Origin of the sequence: Pantoea sp. FN0305 (assembly GCF_050113845.1) — a bacterium.
Taxonomy (GTDB): domain Bacteria; phylum Pseudomonadota; class Gammaproteobacteria; order Enterobacterales; family Enterobacteriaceae; genus Mixta; species Mixta alhagi.
On sequence record NZ_JBNJSN010000001.1, the window covers coordinates 465,453 to 487,715 of the forward strand.

Annotated in this window: 21 protein-coding genes; 8 read left to right on the forward strand and 13 right to left on the reverse strand. The window is 54.7% G+C overall.

Features of this window, described 5'->3' with window-relative positions:
* Position 1 precedes the first annotated feature (1 nt).
* Together yejM and ACQE3Y_RS02155 are read right to left on the reverse strand one after the other, a co-directional pair.
* A complete protein-coding gene (gene yejM / locus ACQE3Y_RS02150) occupies positions 2 to 1,753 on the reverse strand; it encodes an LPS biosynthesis-modulating metalloenzyme YejM (protein WP_426971945.1) in 1,752 nt (583 codons plus the stop codon).
* 21 nt (positions 1,754 to 1,774) lie between these two features.
* A complete protein-coding gene (locus ACQE3Y_RS02155; RefSeq protein WP_085071075.1) occupies positions 1,775 to 2,002 on the reverse strand; it encodes a YejL family protein in 228 nt (75 codons plus the stop codon).
* 180 nt (positions 2,003 to 2,182) lie between these two features.
* Between ACQE3Y_RS02155 and yejK the strand changes: the two genes are divergently transcribed.
* The gene (gene yejK / locus ACQE3Y_RS02160) at positions 2,183 to 3,187 is read left to right on the forward strand and encodes a nucleoid-associated protein YejK (RefSeq protein ID WP_250650398.1); all 1,005 of its coding nucleotides are present in this window, start codon (positions 2,183 to 2,185) and stop codon (positions 3,185 to 3,187) included.
* Between the two features lie 82 nt (positions 3,188 to 3,269).
* On the opposite strand, the gene rplY is transcribed toward yejK, so the two are convergent.
* Entirely contained in the window at positions 3,270 to 3,554 is a 285-nt protein-coding gene (gene rplY, locus ACQE3Y_RS02165) for a 50S ribosomal protein L25 (protein ID WP_250650397.1), read from the reverse strand.
* A gap of 153 nt (positions 3,555 to 3,707) precedes the next feature.
* Positions 3,708 to 5,462: a DEAD/DEAH box helicase gene (locus ACQE3Y_RS02170; protein ID WP_426980760.1), complete on the reverse strand. Its 1,755-nt coding sequence runs from the start codon at positions 5,460 to 5,462 to the stop codon at positions 3,708 to 3,710.
* 158 nt (positions 5,463 to 5,620) lie between these two features.
* On the opposite strand from ACQE3Y_RS02170, the gene rsuA reads away from it, so the two are divergent.
* The 3 genes from rsuA (at position 5,621) to ACQE3Y_RS02185 (ending at position 8,145) form a co-directional block, all read left to right on the forward strand.
* Positions 5,621 to 6,325 carry a 16S rRNA pseudouridine(516) synthase RsuA gene (rsuA, locus tag ACQE3Y_RS02175; RefSeq protein ID WP_250650395.1) on the forward strand — a complete coding sequence of 235 codons (705 nt, stop codon included), beginning with the start codon at positions 5,621 to 5,623 and terminating at the stop codon, positions 6,323 to 6,325.
* A gap of 40 nt (positions 6,326 to 6,365) precedes the next feature.
* Positions 6,366 to 7,568 (forward strand): Bcr/CflA family multidrug efflux MFS transporter, encoded by a 1,203-nt coding sequence (locus tag ACQE3Y_RS02180; RefSeq protein WP_426980761.1) that lies wholly within the window; start codon positions 6,366 to 6,368, stop codon positions 7,566 to 7,568.
* Positions 7,569 to 7,812: 244 nt separating this feature from the next.
* The gene (locus tag ACQE3Y_RS02185) at positions 7,813 to 8,145 is read left to right on the forward strand and encodes a YejG family protein (protein ID WP_085072322.1); all 333 of its coding nucleotides are present in this window, start codon (positions 7,813 to 7,815) and stop codon (positions 8,143 to 8,145) included.
* A 71-nt stretch (positions 8,146 to 8,216) separates the two neighbouring features.
* On the opposite strand, the gene yejF is transcribed toward ACQE3Y_RS02185, so the two are convergent.
* The 8 genes from yejF to ACQE3Y_RS02225 form a co-directional block, all read right to left on the reverse strand.
* Entirely contained in the window at positions 8,217 to 9,818 is a 1,602-nt protein-coding gene (gene yejF / locus ACQE3Y_RS02190; protein ID WP_426971949.1) for a microcin C ABC transporter ATP-binding protein YejF, read from the reverse strand.
* A 1-nt stretch (position 9,819) separates the two neighbouring features.
* Positions 9,820 to 10,845, reverse strand: a complete 1,026-nt coding sequence (locus tag ACQE3Y_RS02195; RefSeq protein ID WP_426971950.1) for an ABC transporter permease — start codon at positions 10,843 to 10,845, stop codon at positions 9,820 to 9,822.
* Positions 10,845 to 11,930: a microcin C ABC transporter permease YejB gene (locus ACQE3Y_RS02200; protein WP_426980762.1), complete on the reverse strand. Its 1,086-nt coding sequence runs from the start codon at positions 11,928 to 11,930 to the stop codon at positions 10,845 to 10,847. The genes ACQE3Y_RS02195 and ACQE3Y_RS02200 overlap by 1 nt, the downstream gene beginning before the upstream one ends.
* 9 nt (positions 11,931 to 11,939) lie before the next feature.
* The gene (locus ACQE3Y_RS02205) at positions 11,940 to 13,745 is read right to left on the reverse strand and encodes an extracellular solute-binding protein (RefSeq protein ID WP_426980764.1); all 1,806 of its coding nucleotides are present in this window, start codon (positions 13,743 to 13,745) and stop codon (positions 11,940 to 11,942) included.
* 60 nt (positions 13,746 to 13,805) lie between these two features.
* Complete coding sequence (locus ACQE3Y_RS02210; protein ID WP_426980765.1) at positions 13,806 to 15,383, reverse strand: cyclic di-GMP phosphodiesterase; 1,578 nt, start codon at positions 15,381 to 15,383, stop codon at positions 13,806 to 13,808.
* A 226-nt stretch (positions 15,384 to 15,609) separates the two neighbouring features.
* Positions 15,610 to 16,182, reverse strand: coding sequence for a bifunctional murein DD-endopeptidase/murein LD-carboxypeptidase (gene mepS / locus ACQE3Y_RS02215; RefSeq protein WP_426971955.1), 573 nt, complete (start codon positions 16,180 to 16,182; stop codon positions 15,610 to 15,612).
* A gap of 520 nt (positions 16,183 to 16,702) precedes the next feature.
* The gene (locus ACQE3Y_RS02220; protein ID WP_426971957.1) at positions 16,703 to 17,416 is read right to left on the reverse strand and encodes a phosphatase PAP2 family protein; all 714 of its coding nucleotides are present in this window, start codon (positions 17,414 to 17,416) and stop codon (positions 16,703 to 16,705) included.
* 38 nt (positions 17,417 to 17,454) lie between these two features.
* A complete protein-coding gene (locus ACQE3Y_RS02225) occupies positions 17,455 to 18,438 on the reverse strand; it encodes a CobW family GTP-binding protein (protein WP_426971958.1) in 984 nt (327 codons plus the stop codon).
* A gap of 180 nt (positions 18,439 to 18,618) precedes the next feature.
* Between ACQE3Y_RS02225 and ACQE3Y_RS02230 the strand changes: the two genes are divergently transcribed.
* Positions 18,619 to 18,834, forward strand: a complete 216-nt coding sequence (locus tag ACQE3Y_RS02230) for a hypothetical protein (protein ID WP_426971960.1) — start codon at positions 18,619 to 18,621, stop codon at positions 18,832 to 18,834.
* 52 nt (positions 18,835 to 18,886) lie between these two features.
* Here ACQE3Y_RS02230 and yeiP read toward each other — a convergent pair whose 3' ends face one another.
* Complete coding sequence (gene yeiP, locus ACQE3Y_RS02235) at positions 18,887 to 19,459, reverse strand: elongation factor P-like protein YeiP (RefSeq protein ID WP_426971962.1); 573 nt, start codon at positions 19,457 to 19,459, stop codon at positions 18,887 to 18,889.
* A gap of 151 nt (positions 19,460 to 19,610) precedes the next feature.
* Here yeiP and ACQE3Y_RS02240 point away from each other — a divergent pair, with 151 nt between their 5' ends.
* From ACQE3Y_RS02240 to fruK, 3 genes are all read left to right on the forward strand, one after another.
* Positions 19,611 to 19,865 (forward strand): YkgJ family cysteine cluster protein, encoded by a 255-nt coding sequence (locus ACQE3Y_RS02240; RefSeq protein ID WP_426980766.1) that lies wholly within the window; start codon positions 19,611 to 19,613, stop codon positions 19,863 to 19,865.
* Positions 19,866 to 20,192: 327 nt separating this feature from the next.
* Positions 20,193 to 21,326 carry a fused PTS fructose transporter subunit IIA/HPr protein gene (fruB, locus tag ACQE3Y_RS02245; RefSeq protein WP_426971964.1) on the forward strand — a complete coding sequence of 378 codons (1,134 nt, stop codon included), beginning with the start codon at positions 20,193 to 20,195 and terminating at the stop codon, positions 21,324 to 21,326.
* A complete protein-coding gene (gene fruK / locus ACQE3Y_RS02250; RefSeq protein WP_085071091.1) occupies positions 21,323 to 22,261 on the forward strand; it encodes a 1-phosphofructokinase in 939 nt (312 codons plus the stop codon). Before fruB ends, fruK begins: the two co-directional genes overlap by 4 nt.
* Positions 22,262 to 22,263: the final 2 nt, after the last annotated feature.

The window sequence follows — 22,263 nt, forward strand, 5'->3', positions numbered from 1 at the left end:
ATCAGTTAGCGATAAAGCGTTTCTCGTCTGTCAGCACTTGCAGCAGCAGTGCCAACTGCGGCTTATGATCCTTCAATTGCTGACCTTCGCGGTTATAAGCCTGATAGCTGCCGTTAGCATCCAGCACCAGCGTAATTTGCGACGTGGTGACAATGAGCCGATCGTTATCCGCACTGGTAACCCAGTCATGGCGACGTCTGGCAGCAAACAGATCCTCTCCCTGCGAATACTCCGCAGGGGGCGTGCTGACATGCAGCAGGCGTTGCATTAATGTCGTCATAACATCCTGATGATCGGTCAGCTTGTTGATGGTTTGCGCTGGCGTTTTCGGCCAGTGGATCAGCAACGGAACCTGCAGGGCAGGGCGGGCATCATTACTCTGCTGAGCATGCAACGTAACGGCCTGCTGAGCGGTGATCACCACCACGGTATTATCCAACAGTCCTTTTTGCTGCAGCGTGGCTAATACCTGACCGATCTCGCTATCAATTTCTTTGGCGTTACGGCTATAGCGCTGCGCGCGCTGTTTAGCGCCATCCGGCAGATCGCTCAGCCCGGTATAGGAAATCCATGAGAACCACGGCGCGCGGCCTGACGGCAGCGAACCGAGCCAGCGCTGCCATTGCCCGGTAGTCTGACTGTTGGGCTGATCGCCTGCCAACGGCAGAGAAAAATCAGCCAGCAGCGCCTGACGATAAAGCGGCGAGCTGAAACCATCAGAGGCAAACAAGCCAAACTGATAGCCTTGCTGACTTAGCGCATTAATAAAGGCAGAAGGGATACGCGAGGCCAGCACCCCATCCATATAGCTGGGAGAAATGCCGTAAAACAGGCCAAACAGGCCGCTATCCGGCGAGCTGCCCGCAGTAAAATGCTGGTTGAAACGTACGTTCTCTTCCCCGAAGCGCGTCAGGTTAGGCAGCGTCTTAGGTAGAGAAGCCTGATTAAGACCGTCAACAGTAATCACCAGCAGATTTTGACCGGAGCCGCCGTCGCTAAAGCGAATATCGCTCAGCGGATAGGCCACAGAAACCGCTTCCGGATTGCCCTGCTGCATCAGACGGCGTTGATATTCCTGTGCATCCAGTAAGCCATGCTTTTCCAGAAAACGGCGGGCGGTCATCGGATAAGAGAGCGGCAAGTTAGCGCGCTGCATGGTGATCGGGCGATAGAAGTTGGCGTCTGCCCAGATATAAAGCAGGTGGCTGGCGAAAAAGGCGCTAATAAACAGCGCGGCCAGCGGCTTGCCAAAGCTGCGGCGGTTAAGGCTACGCAGCTTTTGCCAGCTCCAGGTGGCGAACAGCATCTGCACCAGAAAAATAGCCGGCACGCTGATAAACATCAGCTGCCAGTCTCGCGCCATTTCGCTTTGATCCGGGTTAACGACCAGCTCCCAGACCACCGGATTCAGGTGAAGATGGAAACGGTTAAACACGGTACTGTCAACCAGCAGCAGCGTAAGCCCGGCGGTGGCGACAATAGCGGATAAAAAGCGCAGCAAACGCTGCGACATCACCACAAATGTGAGGGGAAAGATCAGCAGCAGATAGGCCGCAAAAACAATGAAGCTGAAGTGGCCGATCCAACTGGTAAACGCGTAAACGCGCCCCGCCAGTGAACCGGGCCAGTCAGCAACCAGCAGATAACGGCTGCCCAGCAGGGTAGCAAAAATGATATTAAACAACGCGAACCAGTGCCCCCAGCTAATCATCTGGGAGACTTTTTCACGGTAGCGTTGCCGATTGGTAACCATATTTGCGGTCAGATCATCACATTAATGGGCTTTATCTTCGCGCACTGAGGCTTGCAGCGCATCAGCGAAGGAACGGGCCAGCGCACGACGCTGTGCAGGCGCTACGCTGGTATTGATTAAGTTGGTGACCATGTTTCCCAGCACCATCAGGGAAAGATCGGTTGGTGCCTGGTTTGATTCCAGCACCTGCACCAGCTGCGCGAGGATCTGCTCCACGCGTTCGTCACTATAACGGGATGATTGTGGCATAACCTTAACTAATACGTATTGAAAAGGCGGTATCTTACCGTAAGCACGCCTTTTTTTCTGCACTTTTATCGTGTCCGTAGCGTTAAACTTCGGCAACGCTTCCGGATGATGAAGTCGCCAGTTGATCGCAAGGGCGCGGGGTGTTTGAATACGCGCCTGAAGCTTAAAGGAGAGTCTAACATGAGTCTGGATATCGACCAGATTGCCCTGCATCAGTTGATCAAACGTGATGAGCAAACGCTGGAACTGGTGCTGCGTGATAGCCTGCTGCCCGCCACCCAGGCCGTGTCGGAACTGGTGGAAGAGCTGCACCGGATCTACAGCGCGAAAAGCAAAGCGTTTGGCCTGTTTAACGCCGAGAGCGAACTGGCGCAAACCCTGCGGGAATGCCGCGATGGCCAGCAGGATTTTCTGGCCTTCAGCCGGGCCGCGACCGGACGGCTGCGCGATGAACTGGCAAAATATCCTTTTGCCGAAGGCGGCATTGTACTGTTTTGCCACTACCGCTATCTGGCGGTGGAGTATTTATTGATCGCCGTACTGAACAGTCAAAGCAGCATGCGCGTTAATGAGCAGCTTGATATCAGCAGCGTTCACTACCTGGATATTAACCACGCCGATATCGTTGCGCGCATTGATTTAACCGAATGGGAAACGAATCCGGAATCCACGCGTTATTTGACCTTCCTGCGCGGGCGCGTCGGGCGTAAGGTCGCTGATTTCTTCATGGATTTTCTGGGAGCCAGCGTAGGGCTGGATACCAAAGCGCAGAACCGGGGATTACTGCAGGCGGTGGACGACTACTGTGCCGAATCCAGCCTGGATAAAGCCGAGCGGCAAAACTATCGCCAGCAGGTCTACAGCTACTGTAACGAACAGCTGCAGGCGGGCGAAGAGATTGCCATTGAAGAGCTGGCGCGCGAGTTGCCGCCGCTGGGGGAAAAGAACTTTCAGCAGTTTACTCAGGAGCAGGGATACGAACTGGAAGAGAGCTTCCCGGCAGATCGCACTACGCTGCGTCAGCTGACCAAATTTGCCGGCAGCGGCGGTGGGCTAACCATCAATTTTGATGCCATGCTGCTGGGCGAGCGTATCTTCTGGGATCCGGCGACCGATACCCTGACCATCAAGGGCACGCCGCCAAATCTGCGCGATCAGCTGCAGCGTCGCACTGGCGGGCAGTAAACGCGAGCGCGTGGGTTACTGCCCGCGCGCAGGCATAAAAAAACGCCGCAGATGCGGCGTTTTTTTTGGGTCCGAAACGCGATTAAACGCGAACGAAGTCCATGTGGTGCAGTTTTGGCTTGAACGGGTGACGCTGTACAGCCTGCACTTTAACTTTGGTCTCTTTACCATCGACAACCAGAACCAGTTCGTCGGTGTAGAAGCCAGGCTTAGCCTGCAGGTTCAGCACAGAGTCGTGATCCAGTTCGATAGAAACTGCTGCTTCCTTGCCACCATAGATGATAGCCGGGAATTTGTTAGCAGCACGCAGGCGGCGGCTCGCACCCTTACCCTGCTCTTTACGTTCAGTTGCTTTGATAGTTAACATGGTAACTCTCTTTAATAAATGATCCTGCTACAGGCGACCCAGCAACAGGTTGGATTGTTCAGCTCTTGTCAGACAAAAGCGCGCGGCATTATAGCGATGTTTAGCCGCCGGGGCAAACGGAAGTGCTGAAGCCTGCGCGCCTGGCGCAGCTCATTAGCGCAGCTCATTAGCGCGGCGATAGCGGCCCTGATAATCGAATACCTTTTCCCGCACCTGCCAGAACTGCCCGCGTGCGCGTGCCACGACAAAGTCGGGATGACGCAGCAGTGGCTGCAGCGCGACCACGTCACGGGCGCTTTGCCAGCCGAGCGGTACGCCAGGCGCGCGCTGATGCGGCCGCATAAACAGTTGCTCAAAGGCAGTGCGCTGGGCCGACGTTTGTAGGCGGAAGCGTTCGCTAACGCTGGTGCCATCCTCATCGTAATAGGTGGCCTTCAGCCATTCACCTTTATCGTCACGGCCCGCCTCAAGCGTCATGCCGCCGCAGCGTAACACCAGCGCATCCTTGAGCTTCAGCGCGGCTTTCAGCATATCATCGGGATCGACCAGCACCGCATCGCACTCATGGCAGCGGCGCGCGGCAATATCATTTTCCGCGTTGCAGTGCGGACAGCTTTTAAAGCGAAAACGATAGTCGCACTGTTCACGATTCCCTTCGTCATCCTCCAGCACGCCCTGGCAGCGGCGACCAAAGTGCTCGATCAAGGTGCCGTCAGCGGTGGTTTTGCCCCAGAAAGTATTGGCGAAGCCGCAGGCCGGGCAAAATACCTGCACCGGCTGGTTATCGCTCTGACCTTTCGGCGCGCCCACTTCCGGCGTAAAAAGATCGTGCGGGTTACCGGCATAATCCAGAATCAGGCAGTCGCTCTTTCCTTCACACAGACGCAGTCCACGCCCCACAATCTGCTGGTAGAGGCTGATCGATTCGGTAGGACGCAAAATCGCGATCAGGTCGACATGCGGCGCGTCAAAGCCGGTGGTTAACACCGCGACATTAACCAGATATTTGATCTGCTGCTGTTTGAACGCATTGATTAGCGCATCGCGCTCCGGCCCTGGCGTGTCGGCGCTGACCAGCGCTTTACCTTCCGGCAGCAGCGACAGCACCTCTTTGGCATGTTCAACGGTGGCGGCAAAAATCATTACGCCTTTACGCTCGGCGGAAAATTCTACGATCTGGCTAATAATATGCGGCGTAATACGCTGCTGCTGTTTTAGCTCGCGGTTAAGATCGGCTTCGGCAAACAGGCCGTTACCCTGGGCGCTCAGGCGGCTGAAATCGTACTGCACCACCGGCATATCCAGGCGTTCCGGCGGCACCAGAAAGCCATGCTTGATCATATAACGCAGCGGCAGTTCATAAATGCAGTCATGGAACAGGGCGCGCTCGTCGCCGCGCACCATGCCATGATAGTGAAACCGATAGATCCAGCCTTTGCTGAGACGATAGGGCGTTGCGGTCAGCCCCAGCAGCCGCAACTGAGGATTATGCTGACGCAGATGCGTAAGGATCTGCTGGTACTGGCTGTTTTCATCGTCGCCGATGCGATGACACTCATCGACAATCAGCAGCGAAAAGGCGCTGTCGAACAGCGGCAGATTACGCGCCACCGACTGAACGCTGCCAAATACCACTTTGCTTTTACTCTCTTTGCGCGCCAGTCCGGCAGCGAAAATATCCGCTTCCAGCCCCAGCGCCAGATATTTGCTGTGGTTTTGCGCCACCAGCTCTTTAACGTGAGCCAGCACCAGCACGCGTCCGCGCGCCAGCCGCGCCAGTTCGGCAATCACCAGACTTTTACCGGCGCCGGTGGGCAGCACGATAACCGCAGGCTGTTGGGAGCGGCGGAAGTGGTTAAGCGTGGCTTCAACCGCTTCCTGTTGATAAGGACGCAGAGTAAACGACATGAGCAGAATTGATTTTGGAAACCGGCCCATATTATGCCATGAAAGCGGGTGAAACGGCATTTCACTCTGTCCGCTGCTGACAACTCCAGGTATACTTAGCGCTCTTAATGCGCCGCAGGCGTATCTCTCCAGGTCAGACAACAGGCATCAAAACAGTAATGCGACTTGATAAATTTCTTTCTCAACAACTGGAAGTTAGCCGGGCCATCGCCGCACGGGAACTGCGGGCCAAACGCGTAACGGTAGACGGCGAAATTGTACGCGACGGCGCATTTAAAGTGCTGCCGGAACACCAGGTAGAATATGAAGGTAATCTGCTCCAGCTTCAGGTCGGGCCGCGCTATTTTATGCTGAACAAACCGCAGGGCTATGTCTGCTCTACCGACGATCCCGATCATCCTACCATTCTCTATTTTATTGAGGAGCCGACCGCATGGAAACTGCATGCGGCAGGGCGTCTTGATATTGACACCACCGGGCTGGTGCTGCTCACCGATGACGGCCAGTGGTCGCATCGCATTACCTCGCCGCGTCACCATTGTGAAAAAACGTATCGGGTCACGCTGGAGCATCCGCTACGGGAAGATACCGCGCAGCTGTTTGCTGAGGGCGTGCAGCTGCATGGAGAAAAAACGCTGACTAAACCGGCCACGCTGGAGGTGCTTAGCGAAACAGAGGTGCGTCTGACCATCAGCGAAGGGCGCTATCACCAGGTAAAACGTATGTTTGCCGCGATAGGCAACCATGTGGTGGCGCTGCATCGTGAGCGCATCGGCGAGATTACGCTGGATGACGATCTGGAGCCGGGCGAATACCGCCCGCTGACCGAGGAAGAGGTCGCCAGCGTCGGCGCGCCGCGTTAACCATGACATCTGTGGCATAAGCTGACAAAAGGAGCAGAGGTTGCGTAAGGAAAAAAATTCCTCGATCGGGCTGGTGATTATCCTTGGCCTGCTGGCGATGTTAATGCCTTTATCGATCGATATGTATTTGCCAGCGATGCCGCAGATCGCCAGGGAATTTGGCGTGTCCGCCGGCAGCGTACAGATGACGCTTAACGTCTATATCCTGGGCTTTGCGCTGGGACAGCTGGTATATGGCCCGCTGGCGGACAGTTATGGCCGCAAGCCGGTGATCACCATCGGCACGCTGATTTTTGCGCTGGCTGCGGCCGCCTGTGCCCTGTCACAAAGCATTGAGCAGCTGATTAATATGCGGTTTCTGCACGGCCTTTCGGCGGCAGCTGCCAGTGTGGTAATTAACGCGCTTATGCGTGACGCTTTCTCGAAAGAGGAGTTTTCACGCATGATGTCGTTTGTCATGCTGGTAACCACCATTGCGCCGCTGCTGGCACCGATTATCGGCGGCTGGCTGCTGGTGCTGTGGAGCTGGCATGCGATTTTCTGGAGTCTGTCGCTGGCGGCGCTGGCGGTCACGGTAATGGTCGCGACGCAAATTCGCGAAACGCTACCAAAAGAGCAGCGCCAGCGCTTTCATTTACGCACCACGCTACGCAATTTTCTGTCGCTGTTTCGCCATAAGCGCGCCTTTAGCTACATGATGGCCAGCGGCTTCTCGTTTGCCGGGCTGTTTTCATTTCTTAACGCCGGGCCGTTTGTTTATATCGAAGTTAACCATGTCTCGCCGCAGAACTTTGGCTACTACTTTGGGTTAAACGTAGTGTTCCTGTTTATTATGACGCTGATTAACAGCCGCTCGGTGCGCCGCTTTGGTGCGCTGGCAATGTTTCGATTTGGCCTGCTGATCCAGTTTGCTATGGGCATCTGGCTGCTGGTGGTCAGCGCGTTCGATCTCGGTTTTCTGCCGCTGGTGTTTGGCGTGGCGCTGTTTATCGGCTGTGTGGCGATGGTTTCCTCTAACGCGATGGCGGTAATTCTGGATGAGTTTCCTCATATTGCCGGCACCGCATCGTCGCTGGCAGGCACGCTGCGCTTTGGTGTGGGCGCGTTGGTAGGCGCACTGCTCTCTATGGCTAATTTTACCACCGCCTGGCCGATGGTATGGTCAATAGCCTTATGCGCCACCTGTTCGCTGCTGCTGTTTAGCTATGCCAGCCGCGCGCATAAGCACGCGCAGGCAAGTTAACGTTCTTCGCCCTGGCAAAAGTGCGGTTTGTTGATTATATGTAAAAGTATAGGCGTGTAAAAGTTACAGGGATGAAGCAAAAGTGGTTGTGCCTGTTTCCCGAACGCGGTACATATAGCAGCAAAATGAGAGCTACCTCTCAAAATGCCGTAACAATAAAATGCTCGCTACGCGCTTTTGCCATCTGGTCAGGCTGTGATCGGAGGCAGCGAACCGCGAGCATCAGGTGCCCTGGGGATTGCATTTGAACACTTTACAATTGTCGATTGTACATCGCTTACCACAAAGCTACCGTTGGGCTGCCGGAATGGCTGGCGGGGCGATAGAACTGAATACGCTGGCGGCCGATGACGATTTGATTGGTTTGCGGCTGCTTAGCCATGATGGTGCGCCCGCCTGGGAAGTGATGCAGAAAATGCGCGCCATGCTGGCGGAAATCCAGGTGGAATGTGCCATTGTCGAGTGGCAGGGCGAGCCCTGTCTGTTTGTGCAGCGCAGCGATGAAAGCGCTGCTACGGTACGCCTGAAAAATCAGGGCGTGGCGATTGCCGAAACCTTTACCGCTCAGTCGCTTTGATTCGGTCACTCCGGTCATTTGGCTAGCTATCGGCCGGATAGTGATACTGATAAGGCGCTGCGGTGCCTCTGCTAATCCGCCGTTTGCGCCAGCGTTAACAATTGCCTCGTATATTCCTGCTGCGGTGCGGCAAAAACCGCAGCGCAATCTCCCTGCTCAACCACTTCGCCCTGACGCAAAACCACCACCTGATGGCACAGCGAACGCACCACCTGCAAATCGTGGCTGATAAAAATGTAGGCCAGGCGATGCTCTTGCTGCAGCTTTTTTAACAGCTCCAGGATCTGCTTCTGCACCGAGCGATCCAGCGAGGAGGTTGGCTCATCGAGGATCACCAGTTCAGGTTGCAGGATCAAGGCGCGGGCGATAGCAATGCGCTGACGCTGACCGCCGGAAAATTCCGCCGGATAACGATGTCGGGTAGCGGGATCGAGCCCGACCTCCTGCATTACCTGAATTACCTGCTCTTCACGCTGCTGCGCCGTAAGCGCCGGACGATGTACCTGTAAACCTTCTTCAATAATCTGCACCACGTTCAGGCGTGGGTTCAGCGAAGAGTTAGGATCCTGAAAAACCACCTGTAGCCGGGGCCGCCAGGGCAGCATTTGCCGACGGCTAAGATGCTGTAGCGGCTGACCTGCAAAGTTAATCTCGCCCTGCGAGGCGATGAGCCGCAGCAGCGCCAGACCGGTTGTGCTTTTCCCGGAGCCAGATTCGCCCACCAGCCCCAGGCTTTCCCCGGGCCGCAGGGTAAAGCTGAGGTTCTTTAATGCCTGATATTGATGCGTGGTACGGCGCAGCAGCCCACGTTTTACTGCAAAAGCTACCTGCAACTGATTCACCTGCAGAAGCGCGGGCTGGCTTTGGTCAACCGGTGCGGGACGTCCGGTCGGCTCCGCATCGATCAGCTTACGCGTATAGGGATGCTGCGGCGTCGCAAACAGCCGATCGCAGCGATTATGCTCTACGCCTTTACCGTTTTGCATCACGCTGACGCTATCGGCCAGTTGGCGAACAATGTTCAGGTTATGAGTAATAAACAGCAGGCCCATATTCAGCTCGCGCTTCAGCTCTTTCAGCAGCGTCAGGATCTGCGCCTGCACCGTGACATCCAGCGCGGTGGTTGGCTCATCGGCGATCAATAAATCTGGCTGGGTCAGCAGCGCCATCGCAATCATAACGCGCTGACGCTCGCCACCGGAAAGCTGATGCGGATAGTCAGCCAGGCGCGCACGCGCGTTACGGATGCCAACCCGATCAAGACAGCTTAGCATTTCAGCGCGCGCCGCCTCGCGTCGCATGCCCCGATGCAGCGACAGCACCTCATACAGCTGTTTTTCCAGAGTATGCAATGGGTTAAGCGACACCATCGGTTCCTGAAAAATCATGGCCATGCGGTTGCCGCGCAGCCGCTGTAGCGTGCGTTCATCGGCGCGCAGCAGATCCTGCCCCTCGAACAGGATCTCACCCTGCGGCCAGACCACCGGCGGTGACGGCAGCAGACGCATCACTGAAAGCGCGGTAACGCTTTTGCCGGAGCCAGATTCGCCGACCAGCGCCAGCGTTTCGCCCGCTTCGACCCTAAGCGAAAGGTCATCCACCACGCGTTGCTCGGTAGCGCCGTGGCGAAAAGCGATGCTGAGATGATTGATGCTAAGCAGGGGAAAAGACATATCAGGAGACCTTAGCGGGATCGAATGCGTCACGTACCGCTTCGCCGATAAAAATCAGCAGCGACAGTAAAATAGCCAGAGTAAAGAAGCCCGCCAGACCGAGCCAGGGCGCCTGCAGATTGTTTTTCCCCTGCAGCAGCAGCTCGCCGAGCGAAGGAGAGCCGAGCGGCAGGCCAAAGCCCAGGAAATCGAGCGAGGTTAAGGTAGTGATTGAACCACACAAAATAAACGGCAGCCAGGTCAGGGTCGCGACCATCGCATTGGGTAAAATATGGCGCAGCATAATCCGGCTGTCGCTGACGCCCAGCGCGGTTGCCGCCCGAATATAGTCAAAGTTGCGTGTGCGCAAGAACTCGGCGCGCACCACGCCGACCAGGCTCATCCAGCCAAATGCCACGGTAATTGCCAGCAACCACCAGAAGCCGGGCTGGACAACGCTGGAAAGCAGAATAATCAAAAACAGTGTCGGCATACCGGACCAGATTTCAATAATACGTTGACCAAACAGATCCACTTTGCCGCCAAAATAGCCCTGCATCGCGCCCACCGTAATGCCGATAACGCTGGAAATCAGCGTCAGCATCAGGCCAAACAGCAGAGAAATGCGCGTGCCGTACAAAATGCGCGCCAGCACATCGCCGCCGTTGGCGTCGGTACCCAGCCAGTTTTGCGTAGAGGGCGGAGAAGGGAAGGGGACTTTCGTGGCAAAATTAATGGTGTCGTCATCAAAGCGGATCGGCGCCCACAGCGCCCAACCATCCTGCGTCAGACGCTGTTTCAGCCACGGATCCTGATAATCTGCGGCGGTAGCAAAAGGACCACCGAAATCGCTTTCGCTATAGTTAAACAGCAGCGGGGCATACCAGCGATCCTGATAATGCACCAATAGCGGCTTGTCGTTAGCCAGCAGTTCCGCGCCCAGACATAGTATAAAGATCAGCGCAAACAGCCACAGCGACCAGTAGCCGCGACGATTTTGCCTGAAGCGCTGCCAGCGCGCCTGGTTTACCGGACTTAAACGGCTCATTATCGTCCCTCAAAGTCGATGCGAGGATCGACCAGCGTATAGGTAATATCGCTTAAGATATTGAGCAGCAGGCCGATCAGGGTAAAAATATACAGCGTACCAAACATCACCGGATAGTCGCGCTGGATGGTGGCGTCATAGCCCAGCAGGCCCAGACCGTTAAGTGAAAACATGACTTCAATCAGCAGCGAGCCGGTGAAAAACATGCTGATAAATGTGGCGGGGAAACCGGCGATAACCAACAGCATGGCGTTGCGAAATACATGCCGGTAGAGAATTTTGTTTTCATCCAGCCCTTTTGCACGCGCGGTCACCACATACTGTTTACGTATCTCATCCAGAAAGGAGTTTTTTGTCAGCATAGTTAAGGTGGCGAAGCCGCCGATTACCGTCGCCACTACCGGCAGCGTAATATGCCAAAAGTAGTCAGCGATCTTTTCATACCAGGGCAGCGTAGCAAACTGCGGCGACGTCAGGCCGCGCAGCGGAAACCAGTCCAGATAACTGCCGCCGGCAAACAGCACAATCAGCATGATGCCAAACAGAAAGGCGGGGATCGCATAACCAATGATAATCAGGGTGCTGCTCCAGACATCAAAGGCGCTGCCGTTGCGTACCGCTTTTTTAATACCCAGCGGAATCGACACCAGATAAATAATCAAAGTACTCCACAGGCCAAGCGATATCGACACCGGCAGGCTCTCTTTAATCATCTGGATCACCGAGGCGCTGCGGAAAAGACTGTCGCCGAAATCAAAGCGAATATAGTCCCACAACAGGTTGAAATAGCGCTCGTGTAGCGGTTTATCGAAACCGTAACGTTTGGTGATCTCGGCGATGACTTCAGGATCGAGGCCGCGCGAGCCGCGATACTGACTATCGCCCGGCGAGCTGTTAAGTATTGCCCGGCTGCTTTCCGCGCCATCGCTGCCGGGCAAACCGGTGGTCTGACCAAACTGCGCGTTAGCCAGCGCCTGTTCTACCGGGCCGCCGGGCGCAATCTGCACAATAAAAAAATTCAGCGTAATGATCGCCCACAGCGTGGGGATAATCAGCAGTAAACGACGAATCAAATAAGCGCCCAAATTGACTCCTTAACGCCGCTGGGCCGGCAATTTTTCAGCCTTGTTCACATCGTACCACCAGTTCTCCAGCCCGACGGAAAAGGCGGGCGTTACTGTGGGATGTGAAAATTTATTCCACCAGGCGTAGCGGTCACTGGCACCATACCACATCGGGATCATGTAATAGTTCCACAGCAGGATGCGGTCCAGCGCGCGCCCTAACGGCAGCAGCGCTGCCTTATCGCCCTGATGCGCCAGAATACGATCGATTAACGCATCCAGCACCGGACTTTTTACCCGTGGCCGGTTCCAGCTGGAATCGATAAATGGCGACTGCCAGAGCTGGCTAAGGCTGCTGTTTGGCCAGGGCGTGGCGTAATACAGCCCTGGCGTCATATCATAATCACCACCTCGCAGCCGCCGTAAATATTGCGAGCTGTCGACCCGGCGAATATCTACGGTAATGCCTAAACGCTTAAGACTGTGCTGGAAGGGGAGCACCCAGGCGATATTACCACCGCTCGGCAGCAGCAGTTCAAAACGAAACGGCTGTCCGGCGCTGTTAACCAACTGCTGATTTTTAAGCTGCCAGCCCGCCTGCTTCAGCAGCGCCAGCGCTTTGAGCAAGTTGGCGCGATCGTAGCCGCTGCCGTCGCTGCGCGGCGGCTGATAACGCTCGCTGAAGACCTCATCCGGAATTTGGCCTTTATACGGCGCGAGGATCGCCAGTTCCGCAGCATCCGGGTAGCCGCGTACGGCATATTCGGTATTCTGGAAATAGCTGCTGCTGCGTAAATAGGCACCATAAAACAGCGCCTTGTTCATCCATTCGAAATCAAAGGCCAGCGTTAATGCCTGACGCACCCGGCGATCGCTGAACAGCGGTTTTTCATTATTAAATGCCAGCCAGGCCGTATCGGTGGTGACCTGATTCGGTCGCGCCTCTTTCACGATCTGTTGCTGCTCGAAACTGCTGCCACGGTACTGGGTCGCCCAGTTCTTGGCCGAGCCTTCAGCGCGGAAATCTGAGGCGCCCGCTTTAAAGGCCTCAAAGGCGACATTGTCATCCAGGTAATAGTCGTAGCGGATGGTATCGAAATTAAAGCGGCCTTTGTTTACCGGCAGATCGGCGGCCCAGTAATCTTTAACACGCGAATAGGTAATATACTGGCCAATTTTATAGGCGCTGATACGGTAGGGGCCGCTGGAGAGCGGCGGATAGCCCAGCGGCTCGTTGAATTTACGCGACTGCCAGAATTTCTCCGACAGCACCACCATGTTAAACAGCCCCAGCATCTGGCTTTTATCCGCTTTCGGCAGCTCAATGCGTACCGTCAGCCGTGAAATCGCTTTTACCGTAACGCCTTTATAAACCAGACGAAATGAGGTTACGCCTTCAGTCATAAACTTTTCAAAGGTAAAGGCGACATCCTGCGCGGTAATCGGCGAACCATCATGAAAGCGGGCGCGGGGATTGAGTGTGATCTCCGCCCACTTAAAATCGGCGGGATAGCGTGCATACTCCGCAATCAGTGGATAGTAGCTGCCGAGCTCATCGTCAGAGGTGGCGAACAGCCGATCGTACAGCGTAATGGTTCCTTCACCGGGATAGCCGCGAGAGGCAAAGCGGTTGAAGTTATCGTAATTACCTATCACCGCCAGGGTAATTTTACCGCCTTTCGGCGCAGCCGGATTAGCGTAATCATAATGGGTAAAATTTGCGTCATATTTTGGCTCGCCCAGCTCGGCGAAAGCGTGGCCTTCCTGAATGACTTCGGCCCACGCAGCAGGCGCTGCGCCAATAGCAAGAGCCAGTATAAGCAGACGAAGTAACATTAAATCGGTTATCTCCCGAACAAACAGGCGGCGCGGTGGCCGCCGTCAAGAACCAGCGGGCTAAGCATCGGCTCGATCGGCCTGCTGCTTTTGCAAATATTGGATAAGCTGCTCAGGCGGTAACGGGCGGCTAAACAGATAACCCTGCATATGGGTCACGCCGCGCTTAATCAGCCAGGCGGCCTGCTCCTCCGTCTCCACGCCTTCGGCAACGGTTTTCAAGTTTAGCTTACGCGCCAGCGTCAATACCGCATCCAGTACTGGTGAAGTAACCGTTTCCATGCCGATACTTTGCACGAAACCACGATCGATTTTCAAATAGTCAAAGCTGAATTTCTCCAGATAGATCAGCGCGCTATGACCGGTGCCAAAATCATCAATCGCGATGGTGATCTGCTGTTCGTGCAGCCAGTCAAATACTGCCGCCGCCTTTTGCCCGGCAACCATGGTGCGTTCGGTTATTTCAAATACGTAATCAAAATGCGCAGGCGGCATGCTGGCAATCCACTCGTTCACATCCTGGCGAAAGCCTGGGGCAGAGAGATGCCCCGGCGCAATATTCAGCCCCATCGTAGCACCCGGTGGGAGATGGCAGCAAAGCAGCCGGGCATCCTGCGCGACCAGCCTGAACAGATGGCGCGTCAGCGGGACGATCATATTCTGGCTTTCGGCATAGGTGATAAAGGCATCAGGCGGAATAGGGCCGGTTACCGGATGCGTCCAGCGTAGCAGAGCTTCCAGCCCGTAGACGCGACCGGATGCCGCTTCGATCAACGGCTGATAAACCACGTGAAACTCATTACGTTTAATGCCCAGCAAAATCTCTTTGCCGGGGCGCAGACGCACTGAAAAGAGTAGCCAGCTGACCGACGCCACTATCACCGCCAGCAGCAGGCCAGCCAGTAACACGAAAGCGATATCGCGTACCGAGAGTTCTTCACCGTACAGATAGAAGGTCAACGCGTAACCCGGCACGCTAAACTGACGCAGGGCGGTAGCGGGCAGCGCCATGCGCGGAACCAGCTCATTACTCCAGGTGAGCAGCGCCTTATCGCCTGATACGATTGCCAGTCCATCCAGGCTCTCCTGGCTCGCTGCCAGCAACAGCAAAGGCGTCATATTAACATCCAGCGTGGCGAGTATACCTTGACTGGCAACACTGGGATGCTGTAGCCACAGCAAAATCGCAGGCTGATGGGGAAGCATGGGCGTGCCGCCGACCAACGCAACATCATATGGACGCGACAGCACCAGCGAGGAGGAAAAATTACGCACCGGTAGCAGAAAAGCGCCGGTAGCCGATGAACACCAGGCCTGACCGTCGCGCACCAGCATGATAGTGCGAATATCGTTGATAAAGGCTGCGCGCGAGGTAAGTATGCTACTGACGCGCTGACAGCTATCGTTAGTATACTTAAGTAGCGGCAGCAGATTTTTCTGCAGATTATTAAACAAATTCTGCATATAAACCTTGCTGGCATTGGCCAGCCGATCATGTTGCTGCGCCCGCTTGTGCTGAATAATAAACAGAGTAGCGGTGCTAAAAATAAGAAAGAAAATGAGACCCGCAACGGTACTGATCCAGGCTATCCGGCGCGGATGATCCGCTTGGCGCTTTATAACTTTGGACAATGGCATTGGGCATAATCTCCCGCTTTAGCCTTTTTTATAGTGAGAATTAGTACAGCCAGTATCTGGTAATAAGAAACGGAGAATATAACGAGTGAGGCTGTATGTCTTGCTATTCTGGAGTAAAGGTTTTTAGCAGGGCATTTTTTCCAAAAGCTGTGTATTCAGGGCGAAAAAAACGCTGCCGGGGCAGCGTTTTTAATTGCTCATTAATATCAAACTTCAGGGAGAAGAATTAACTTTGTGTTCGGCTCAATACGCGTCGTGCTTCGCGATAACGATTTTTCCAGTATGAATCGTTGAGACTGGAGATCATGACACCGCTGCTGGTCGAAGCATGGACAAAATTGTCGTTGCCCAGGTAAATCCCTACGTGGCGGCCGGTAGAGCCCGCCCGGAACAGCACCAGATCGCCAGGACGCAGCTTGGTACGCGCCACCTCACGGCCAGTATCTTTTTGCTCTGAAGTTGAGCGCGGCAGATCAAGACCGAATTGTTCACGGAAAGTGAGTTGTACAAATGCGGAACAATCAATGCCACGTTTAGTGGTACCGCCTAAACGATAACGCACGCCTTTCCAGTCGGCATATTGTTCCAGAATGCGCGATTTAATATCGACATTCTGCACCATTTGTTCAAATTCATCCTGAGACGCTTGAAGTAAAAAACCATTCTGGTTATTCACTGCATGGGTCTCAGTTTGCGCATTTTGTCCGTGATGACCACTACATGCTGAGAGTAATGTCGCCAGCGCGACAGCAGGGATTACCCGCAAGATATATCTCAGAAACGGTTGAGATTTGACCATTGTGTTTATTATCCCTTGAAGTCCTTACGACCGGAGGTCGCTGATTAATGAGCAAAACGGCACGAGATTAAATACTCCCAGCACATAAGACAATTTCTGAATCTTTAAAATGTGTGAATACGCACATTTTTTATTTACAGAAGCGTACATTACGTACGACTTTTGCCTGGCTGTGGCTGAGGTTAACCGATTGCAAGCCGCATGGCGAGTGGTTTTACGCACTTTTTTATAGGTTTTTTTGATGTGAAATCAATACATAACCATTTGGCTACTTTATCGACAACTTTGTGCAAATAATGGCGGGATTAAAGGGGCTTTAACCGGTCAATTTATCGGATAGCGGCATTTTTCAGAAAAAACAGGCTGGACAAGCAGGGCCGCCCGCCAATATTCAGGCCGGGCGGTCATCACTATTTCTTTTACGTCGCTAATTAGCAGACTCATTACCAGGAAATAAAAAAGCCCCGTCGGCAATAACCAGACGGGGCTTTTCACGGTTTCGACACGCGCAGGCTGAAGCTTAGCGCGGCAAACCGGGTTTATATTTGCCGGGCAGGGTGCGCCAGAGCCAGTTAACCAGCGCATCGCTGGCCGGCGTTATCAGCCACCAGCTCAACCCAACCAGCACCACCGAGAGCGAACCTACCGCAACATCGGTAAACCAGTGCGCGCCCGCCATAATGCGCGGCAGCGAAAACAGCACCACAATAACCAGCGCAATGGCAAAAGCCCTTTTGCCAAAGTAGCGCAGCATAAAGCAGGCAAAGATCATCAGCATCATGCCGTGATCGCCCGGGAAGCTGTCTTTGGAGGCATCCTTGGCAGGAATGCCGGTCAGCTCGCTTACACGATAAGCCTGCTCAAAAAACAGCGTCGGGCTGCTGTGTTTTACCGGCAGCAGATGGCCGAGCTGGTTGAGCACCACCGCCGTCAACAGCATGCAGATACCGATCGCCAGCATACGGCGACGCTCTTGCGGCGTTTCACGCAGCCAGTACGACCAGTACAGCAGGCCCATCGCCAGCAGCGATACCGCATCAAAGCCGCGATAATTAGTGATCGCCAGCAATAAGGCAAACGCATGACTGGTGGCCATATGCTGGTTAAACCAGAGAAAAATCGCGCTGTCGATGCTGAACCAGGCACCGTGATGTTCAGGCACGAACCAGGATAAAAACAGCGCCACCCCAAGTAAGTTCAGCAGCAGAATAATCGCCAAACGTTTTGCGTTCATAGGGAACTCACAGCAAAGGTCAAAAATAGCGACATAGCCTAGGTATTATCGCTTAAACGGAGCTTCAACAACTCGCTTTGTAGCTGATTCCAGTCCGCTTCACTGTCGTGAATAATTTCGATCCGGCTATCCGGCGGCGGCGCCTGGCGCGTCTCGATATGGAAATCGGCACCCTGACGATTAATGCTGACCGCGCCTTCAGCGATGCGCATAACCCCTTTAACGCGGGTCACCGGAGCCAGGCGCGCCCACTCAAGAATGCCGATGGTATCGAACAGCGTATCGCTGTCAAAAGCCCAGCCGCAGGCGTAATAGCCCTGGCCCTGATTAAAGGCGCGACGCCAGCGCGCATTGCGATCGAGACGTAGCGCTGAGAGCCCTGAACCAAGGTGACTATGCTGATGCGCCTCGCTCTGCGGCAGCGTACGCAGATTACGGCGCGGTTGCGCCAACAGCGCCGGATCGATGCGGCCATACTCGGTGGAGACCAGCAGGCGACCTGCCAGCGCCTCCGCCTGCCACTGCGCCAGTGCCTGTCGATCTTCTTCCTGCCAGCGATCCTGCTTGTTGGCGATGATAATATCCGCCGCGGCCAGCTGATCGCGGAAATTTTCATTGGTCCATACGCGCGCATCGCTTAGCTGACGCGGATCCAGCAGCGCCAGCGAAGCCTGAAGCGTCAGCCAGGGCTGGTAAACTTCGGCGCTCAGCATATCCAGGATCTGTTTGGGATGACCCAGACCGGTGGGTTCGATCAGCAGGCGATCAAGCTGATGCTGACGTAGCAACATATTAAGCCCTACCTGCATGGGCAGACCATTAACGCAGCACATGCAGCCGCCGGGGATCTCTTTTAATACCGCGCCGCTTTCGGCCAGCAGCGCGCCATCGATACCGATTTCACCAAACTCATTTACCAGGATGGCCCAGTTTTCGCCTTCTGGTTTCTGCGCCAGCAGATGCAGCAGCGTGGTAGTTTTGCCGCTGCCAAGAAACCCGGTAATCAGGTTGACCTGGATCATGGAGATCTCCTTTTATTGATTAATTCGCCTTCTGCTGCTGCTGCAAACTAACGAAATGCCGTTAATGATATATTTAACCGGCAATAAACCATCAGGGGCGCGATAATCATGAAATACCGCATCGGCTTGACCTTAATATTAACGCTGTTATCCCTTTCTGCTCACAGCAGCGGAACCCTTATGTTTCATGGCGGCCTGGAGGAGCCAGGCTGCAATATCGCAGTAGCGCAGGGCACATTAAACAGCGAGTGTTATCGTCAGGGTCAATGGTTGCGTCAGTCTCAGCCGTTAGCGCACCTTACCCGCAGCGATCTGGCGGAGAAAAGTGTGCAAGCCCAGCTTATCTGGCTGGATAACCAGCAGCAGCGGGGACTGATTATCGTCAGCTATCAGTAACAACCAAATGTTATAATGTAACATTTGGTTTGGTGAAAGACAGAGCGGAATTTTAGTCAGCGCGACCCATATAGCGGCGCTCCGCAATATGAATACGGATTTTGTCGCCGTTACTAAGATATTCCGGCACCTGAATAGATAATCCGGTTGCCATCACGGCGGGTTTGGTACGTGCGCTGGCTGAAGCGCCTTTAATGCCTGGCGAAGTATCCACAATTTCCATATCAACGGTCTGCGGCAACTCAAGCGCCAGCACCTGACCATCCATCGTCAGCACTTGCATACCCGGCATCCCGCCTTCAGGAATGAACAGCAGCTCTTCTTCGATTTGCTCTTTTTTCAGGATGTAAGGGGTGTAGTCCTCTTCATCCATAAACACATATTCATCGCCATCGACATAAGAAAAGGTTACCGAGCGGCGAACCAGAGAGATAGCGTCAACGATATCGTCGCCTTTAAAACGTTCTTCTACTTTCATACCGGTACGAATATCGGTAAAACGCATTTTATATAAAGTTGAGGCGCCGCGTGCGCTGGGGCTTTGAATATCAATGTCTTTAACCAGCAGCAGCTTGCCGTTCCAGGTCACGGCCATACCGCGTTTAATTTCGTTAGCTTTTGGCATCTACATTCTCTCTGCATCGTATAGTTAAGAATCGCGACAAAGTACTCCCGGCCAGCAGAACAGGCAAGATCCCGCAGCGATTTTTAACGAGTCAGATAGCAATTCATGAAACGGGCTGCTATTGTCGCGAGGTTTTCAGCGGGGGAATGTTATGGAATGTCGTAGCGGTTGTGGGGCCTGTTGTACAGCGCCGTCCATCTCATCACCCATTCCCGGCATGCCGCAGGGCAAGCCGGCCAATACGCCCTGTATTCAGCTGGATGCCCAACAGCGCTGTAAAATATTCGGCTCGCCGCTGCGCCCTAAAGTCTGCGCTGGTTTGCAGCCTTCCGCTGAAATGTGCGGCTCCTCCCGTGAGCAGGCGCTTACCTGGCTGTTAACACTGGAAGCAGCCACTGCCCCCTGAAAATATCCCTGCCTGTTCGCTTTTCCTGTGGTCTTTTACCGCCTCTTATTCTTATCAGCTGATGCTTGCTGAAGCTGAACGATAAAGCACCTTTGCCGTCAGCGCTATTTTCAGCTTTGCAGCAGAATTATTCTGAAAACGTAAATGAAATGTGCGTTGCTTCAAAAATATGCTACGTGGATTCAGACATAACTTGCGTGTCAACGCTACTCTGTACCAAACTGATTGAAACGTTTCAGCGTTATCTCGCAAGTAAAGTTGGCATGGGGTAACGCTTTTTTTCTCAATACAGCTGAAACGATTCAATTTCGGCAGGAGAGGAGAACTATGTTCCAGCTCGATATCAAGGCTATCCATCCAGGGCAGACAGCCAGTAATAAAGAAGAGGCCATTCGCCAGGTCGCCGCAGCGCTGACTGCCGCAGGCAATGTAGGCGAAGGGTATGTCAACGGCATGCTGGCCCGCGAACAACAAACTTCAACTTATCTGGGCAACGGCATTGCAATCCCTCACGGCACCACCGACACCCGCGACCTGGTTCAGCAGACCGGCGTGCAGGTGTTTCAGTTTCCGCAAGGCATTGTCTGGGGCGACGATCAAACCGCGTATGTGGTAATCGGTATCGCCGCCCGTTCCGACGAGCATCTGGCGCTGCTGCGTCAGCTTACCCATGTGCTGAGCGATGATGATGTTGCCGCGCAATTAAGAACCACCAGCTCTGCCGAAGAACTGCGCAGCCTGCTGATGGGTGAAAAGCAGGGCAGCGAATTCAAATTTGATACCTCGCTGATTGCCGTTGATGTCAACGCCAGCGATTTAATGACGCTACAGGCGCTCAATGCGGGCCGACTGCAGCAGGCGGGTGCGGTTGATGCACGTTTTGTCGCGCAGGTTATTGGCGCGAAGCCGCTGAACCTTGGCCAGGGCATCTGGCTGAACGACAGCACCGAAGGCAATCTGGGCAGCGCCGTAGCGGTCAGCCGCGTCGCACAGCCTGTTGTTGTTGATGGTGAAACCGCAGCGATGCTGGTGACCGTGGCGGTGGCTGATGATAAGCCGCTGCAGGTGCTTAACTATCTCAGCGATCTGCTGCTGAAAAATAAAGCGGAGCGTCTGCTGAAAGCGGATGCCGCTGGCGTGCTGGCGCTGTTAACCAGCGAAGTGGATGAACAGGCGGAAGTGCTGACGGCGGAATTTATTATCCGCAACGAACATGGTTTGCATGCCCGACCGGGCACCGCGCTGGTCAGCGTGATCAAGCAATTCAACTGTGATGTCACGATCACCAACCTTGACGGCAGCGGTAAGCCAGCCAATGGTCGCAGCCTGATGAAGGTGGTGGCGCTGGGTGTGAAAAAAGGACATCGCCTGCGCTTTACCGCCAGCGGTGAAGATGCGCAGCAGGCGCTGAATGCGATTGAAGAGGCCATTAACAGCGGCCTTGGCGAGGGGGCAGCATGAGCAGACGCGTTGCAACCATCACGCTAAATCCGGCCTATGACCTGGTGGGATATTGCCCGGAAATCGAGCGTGGTGAAGTTAACCTGGTGAAAACCACCGGGCTGCATGCCGCCGGCAAAGGCATTAACGTGGCGAAAGTGCTGAAGGATCTGGGCATTGATGTCACCGTTGGCGGTTTTCTGGGTAAAGAGAATCAGGACGGCTTCCAGCATCTGTTTAGCGAACTGGGTATCGCCAACCGTTTCCATGTGGTGCCGGGCCGCACGCGTATCAACGTTAAGCTTACCGAGAAAGATGGCGAAGTCACCGACCTGAACTTTTCCGGTTTTGACGTGAGCGCGCAGGACTGGGAGCGTTTCACCACTGATTCCCTGACCTGGCTTGGACAGTTCGATATGGTTTGCGTTAGCGGCAGCCTGCCGGCTGGCGTTGCGCCGGAAGCCTTTACCCGCTGGATGAGCGATCTGCGCGCCCAGTGTCCCTGCATTATTTTTGACAGCAGCCGCGAAGCGCTGGTGGCAGGACTGAAAGCTGCGCCCTGGCTGGTGAAACCAAACCGCCGCGAGCTGGAGATCTGGGCCGGACGCAAGCTGCCCACGCTTGAAGATGTTATTGAAGCTGCGCATGCGCTGCGCGAGCAGGGTATTGCTCATGTGGTGATTTCGCTGGGTGCGGAAGGCGCGCTGTGGGTCAACGCCTCCGGCGAGTGGATCGCCAAACCACCGGCCTGTGAGGTGGTCAGCACCGTGGGTGCGGGCGACTCCATGGTAGGCGGGCTGATCTACGGCCTGCTGATGCGCGAATCAAGCGAACATACGCTGCGCCTGGCGACAGCGGTTGCCGCGCTGGCGGTCAGCCAAAGCAATGTGGGCGTTACCGATCGTACTCAGTTGGCCGCGATGATGGCGCGCGTCGACCTGAAACCCTTTAACTGACA

Bases quoted from the DNA above. Each gene is read 5' to 3' on its own strand.
- ACQE3Y_RS02225 (WP_426971958.1), bottom strand. From the start codon at position 18,438: ATGATCCAGGTCAACCTGATTACCGGGTTTCTTGGCAGCGGCAAAACT.
- ACQE3Y_RS02240 (WP_426980766.1), top strand. From the start codon at position 19,611: ATGGAATGTCGTAGCGGTTGTGGGGCCTGTTGTACAGCGCCGTCCATC.
- yejM (WP_426971945.1), bottom strand. From the start codon at position 1,753: ATGGTTACCAATCGGCAACGCTACCGTGAAAAAGTCTCCCAGATGATT.
- rsuA (WP_250650395.1), top strand. From the start codon at position 5,621: ATGCGACTTGATAAATTTCTTTCTCAACAACTGGAAGTTAGCCGGGCC.
- ACQE3Y_RS02220 (WP_426971957.1), bottom strand. From the start codon at position 17,416: ATGAACGCAAAACGTTTGGCGATTATTCTGCTGCTGAACTTACTTGGG.
- fruK (WP_085071091.1), top strand. From the start codon at position 21,323: ATGAGCAGACGCGTTGCAACCATCACGCTAAATCCGGCCTATGACCTG.
- ACQE3Y_RS02205 (WP_426980764.1), bottom strand. From the start codon at position 13,745: ATGTTACTTCGTCTGCTTATACTGGCTCTTGCTATTGGCGCAGCGCCT.
- rplY (WP_250650397.1), bottom strand. From the start codon at position 3,554: ATGTTAACTATCAAAGCAACTGAACGTAAAGAGCAGGGTAAGGGTGCG.
- yejK (WP_250650398.1), top strand. From the start codon at position 2,183: ATGAGTCTGGATATCGACCAGATTGCCCTGCATCAGTTGATCAAACGT.
- mepS (WP_426971955.1), bottom strand. From the start codon at position 16,182: ATGGTCAAATCTCAACCGTTTCTGAGATATATCTTGCGGGTAATCCCT.
- ACQE3Y_RS02230 (WP_426971960.1), top strand. From the start codon at position 18,619: ATGTTTCATGGCGGCCTGGAGGAGCCAGGCTGCAATATCGCAGTAGCG.
- yeiP (WP_426971962.1), bottom strand. From the start codon at position 19,459: ATGCCAAAAGCTAACGAAATTAAACGCGGTATGGCCGTGACCTGGAAC.
- yejF (WP_426971949.1), bottom strand. From the start codon at position 9,818: ATGTCTTTTCCCCTGCTTAGCATCAATCATCTCAGCATCGCTTTTCGC.
- ACQE3Y_RS02155 (WP_085071075.1), bottom strand. From the start codon at position 2,002: ATGCCACAATCATCCCGTTATAGTGACGAACGCGTGGAGCAGATCCTC.
- ACQE3Y_RS02210 (WP_426980765.1), bottom strand. From the start codon at position 15,383: ATGCCATTGTCCAAAGTTATAAAGCGCCAAGCGGATCATCCGCGCCGG.
- ACQE3Y_RS02195 (WP_426971950.1), bottom strand. From the start codon at position 10,845: ATGAGCCGTTTAAGTCCGGTAAACCAGGCGCGCTGGCAGCGCTTCAGG.
- fruB (WP_426971964.1), top strand. From the start codon at position 20,193: ATGTTCCAGCTCGATATCAAGGCTATCCATCCAGGGCAGACAGCCAGT.
- ACQE3Y_RS02170 (WP_426980760.1), bottom strand. From the start codon at position 5,462: ATGTCGTTTACTCTGCGTCCTTATCAACAGGAAGCGGTTGAAGCCACG.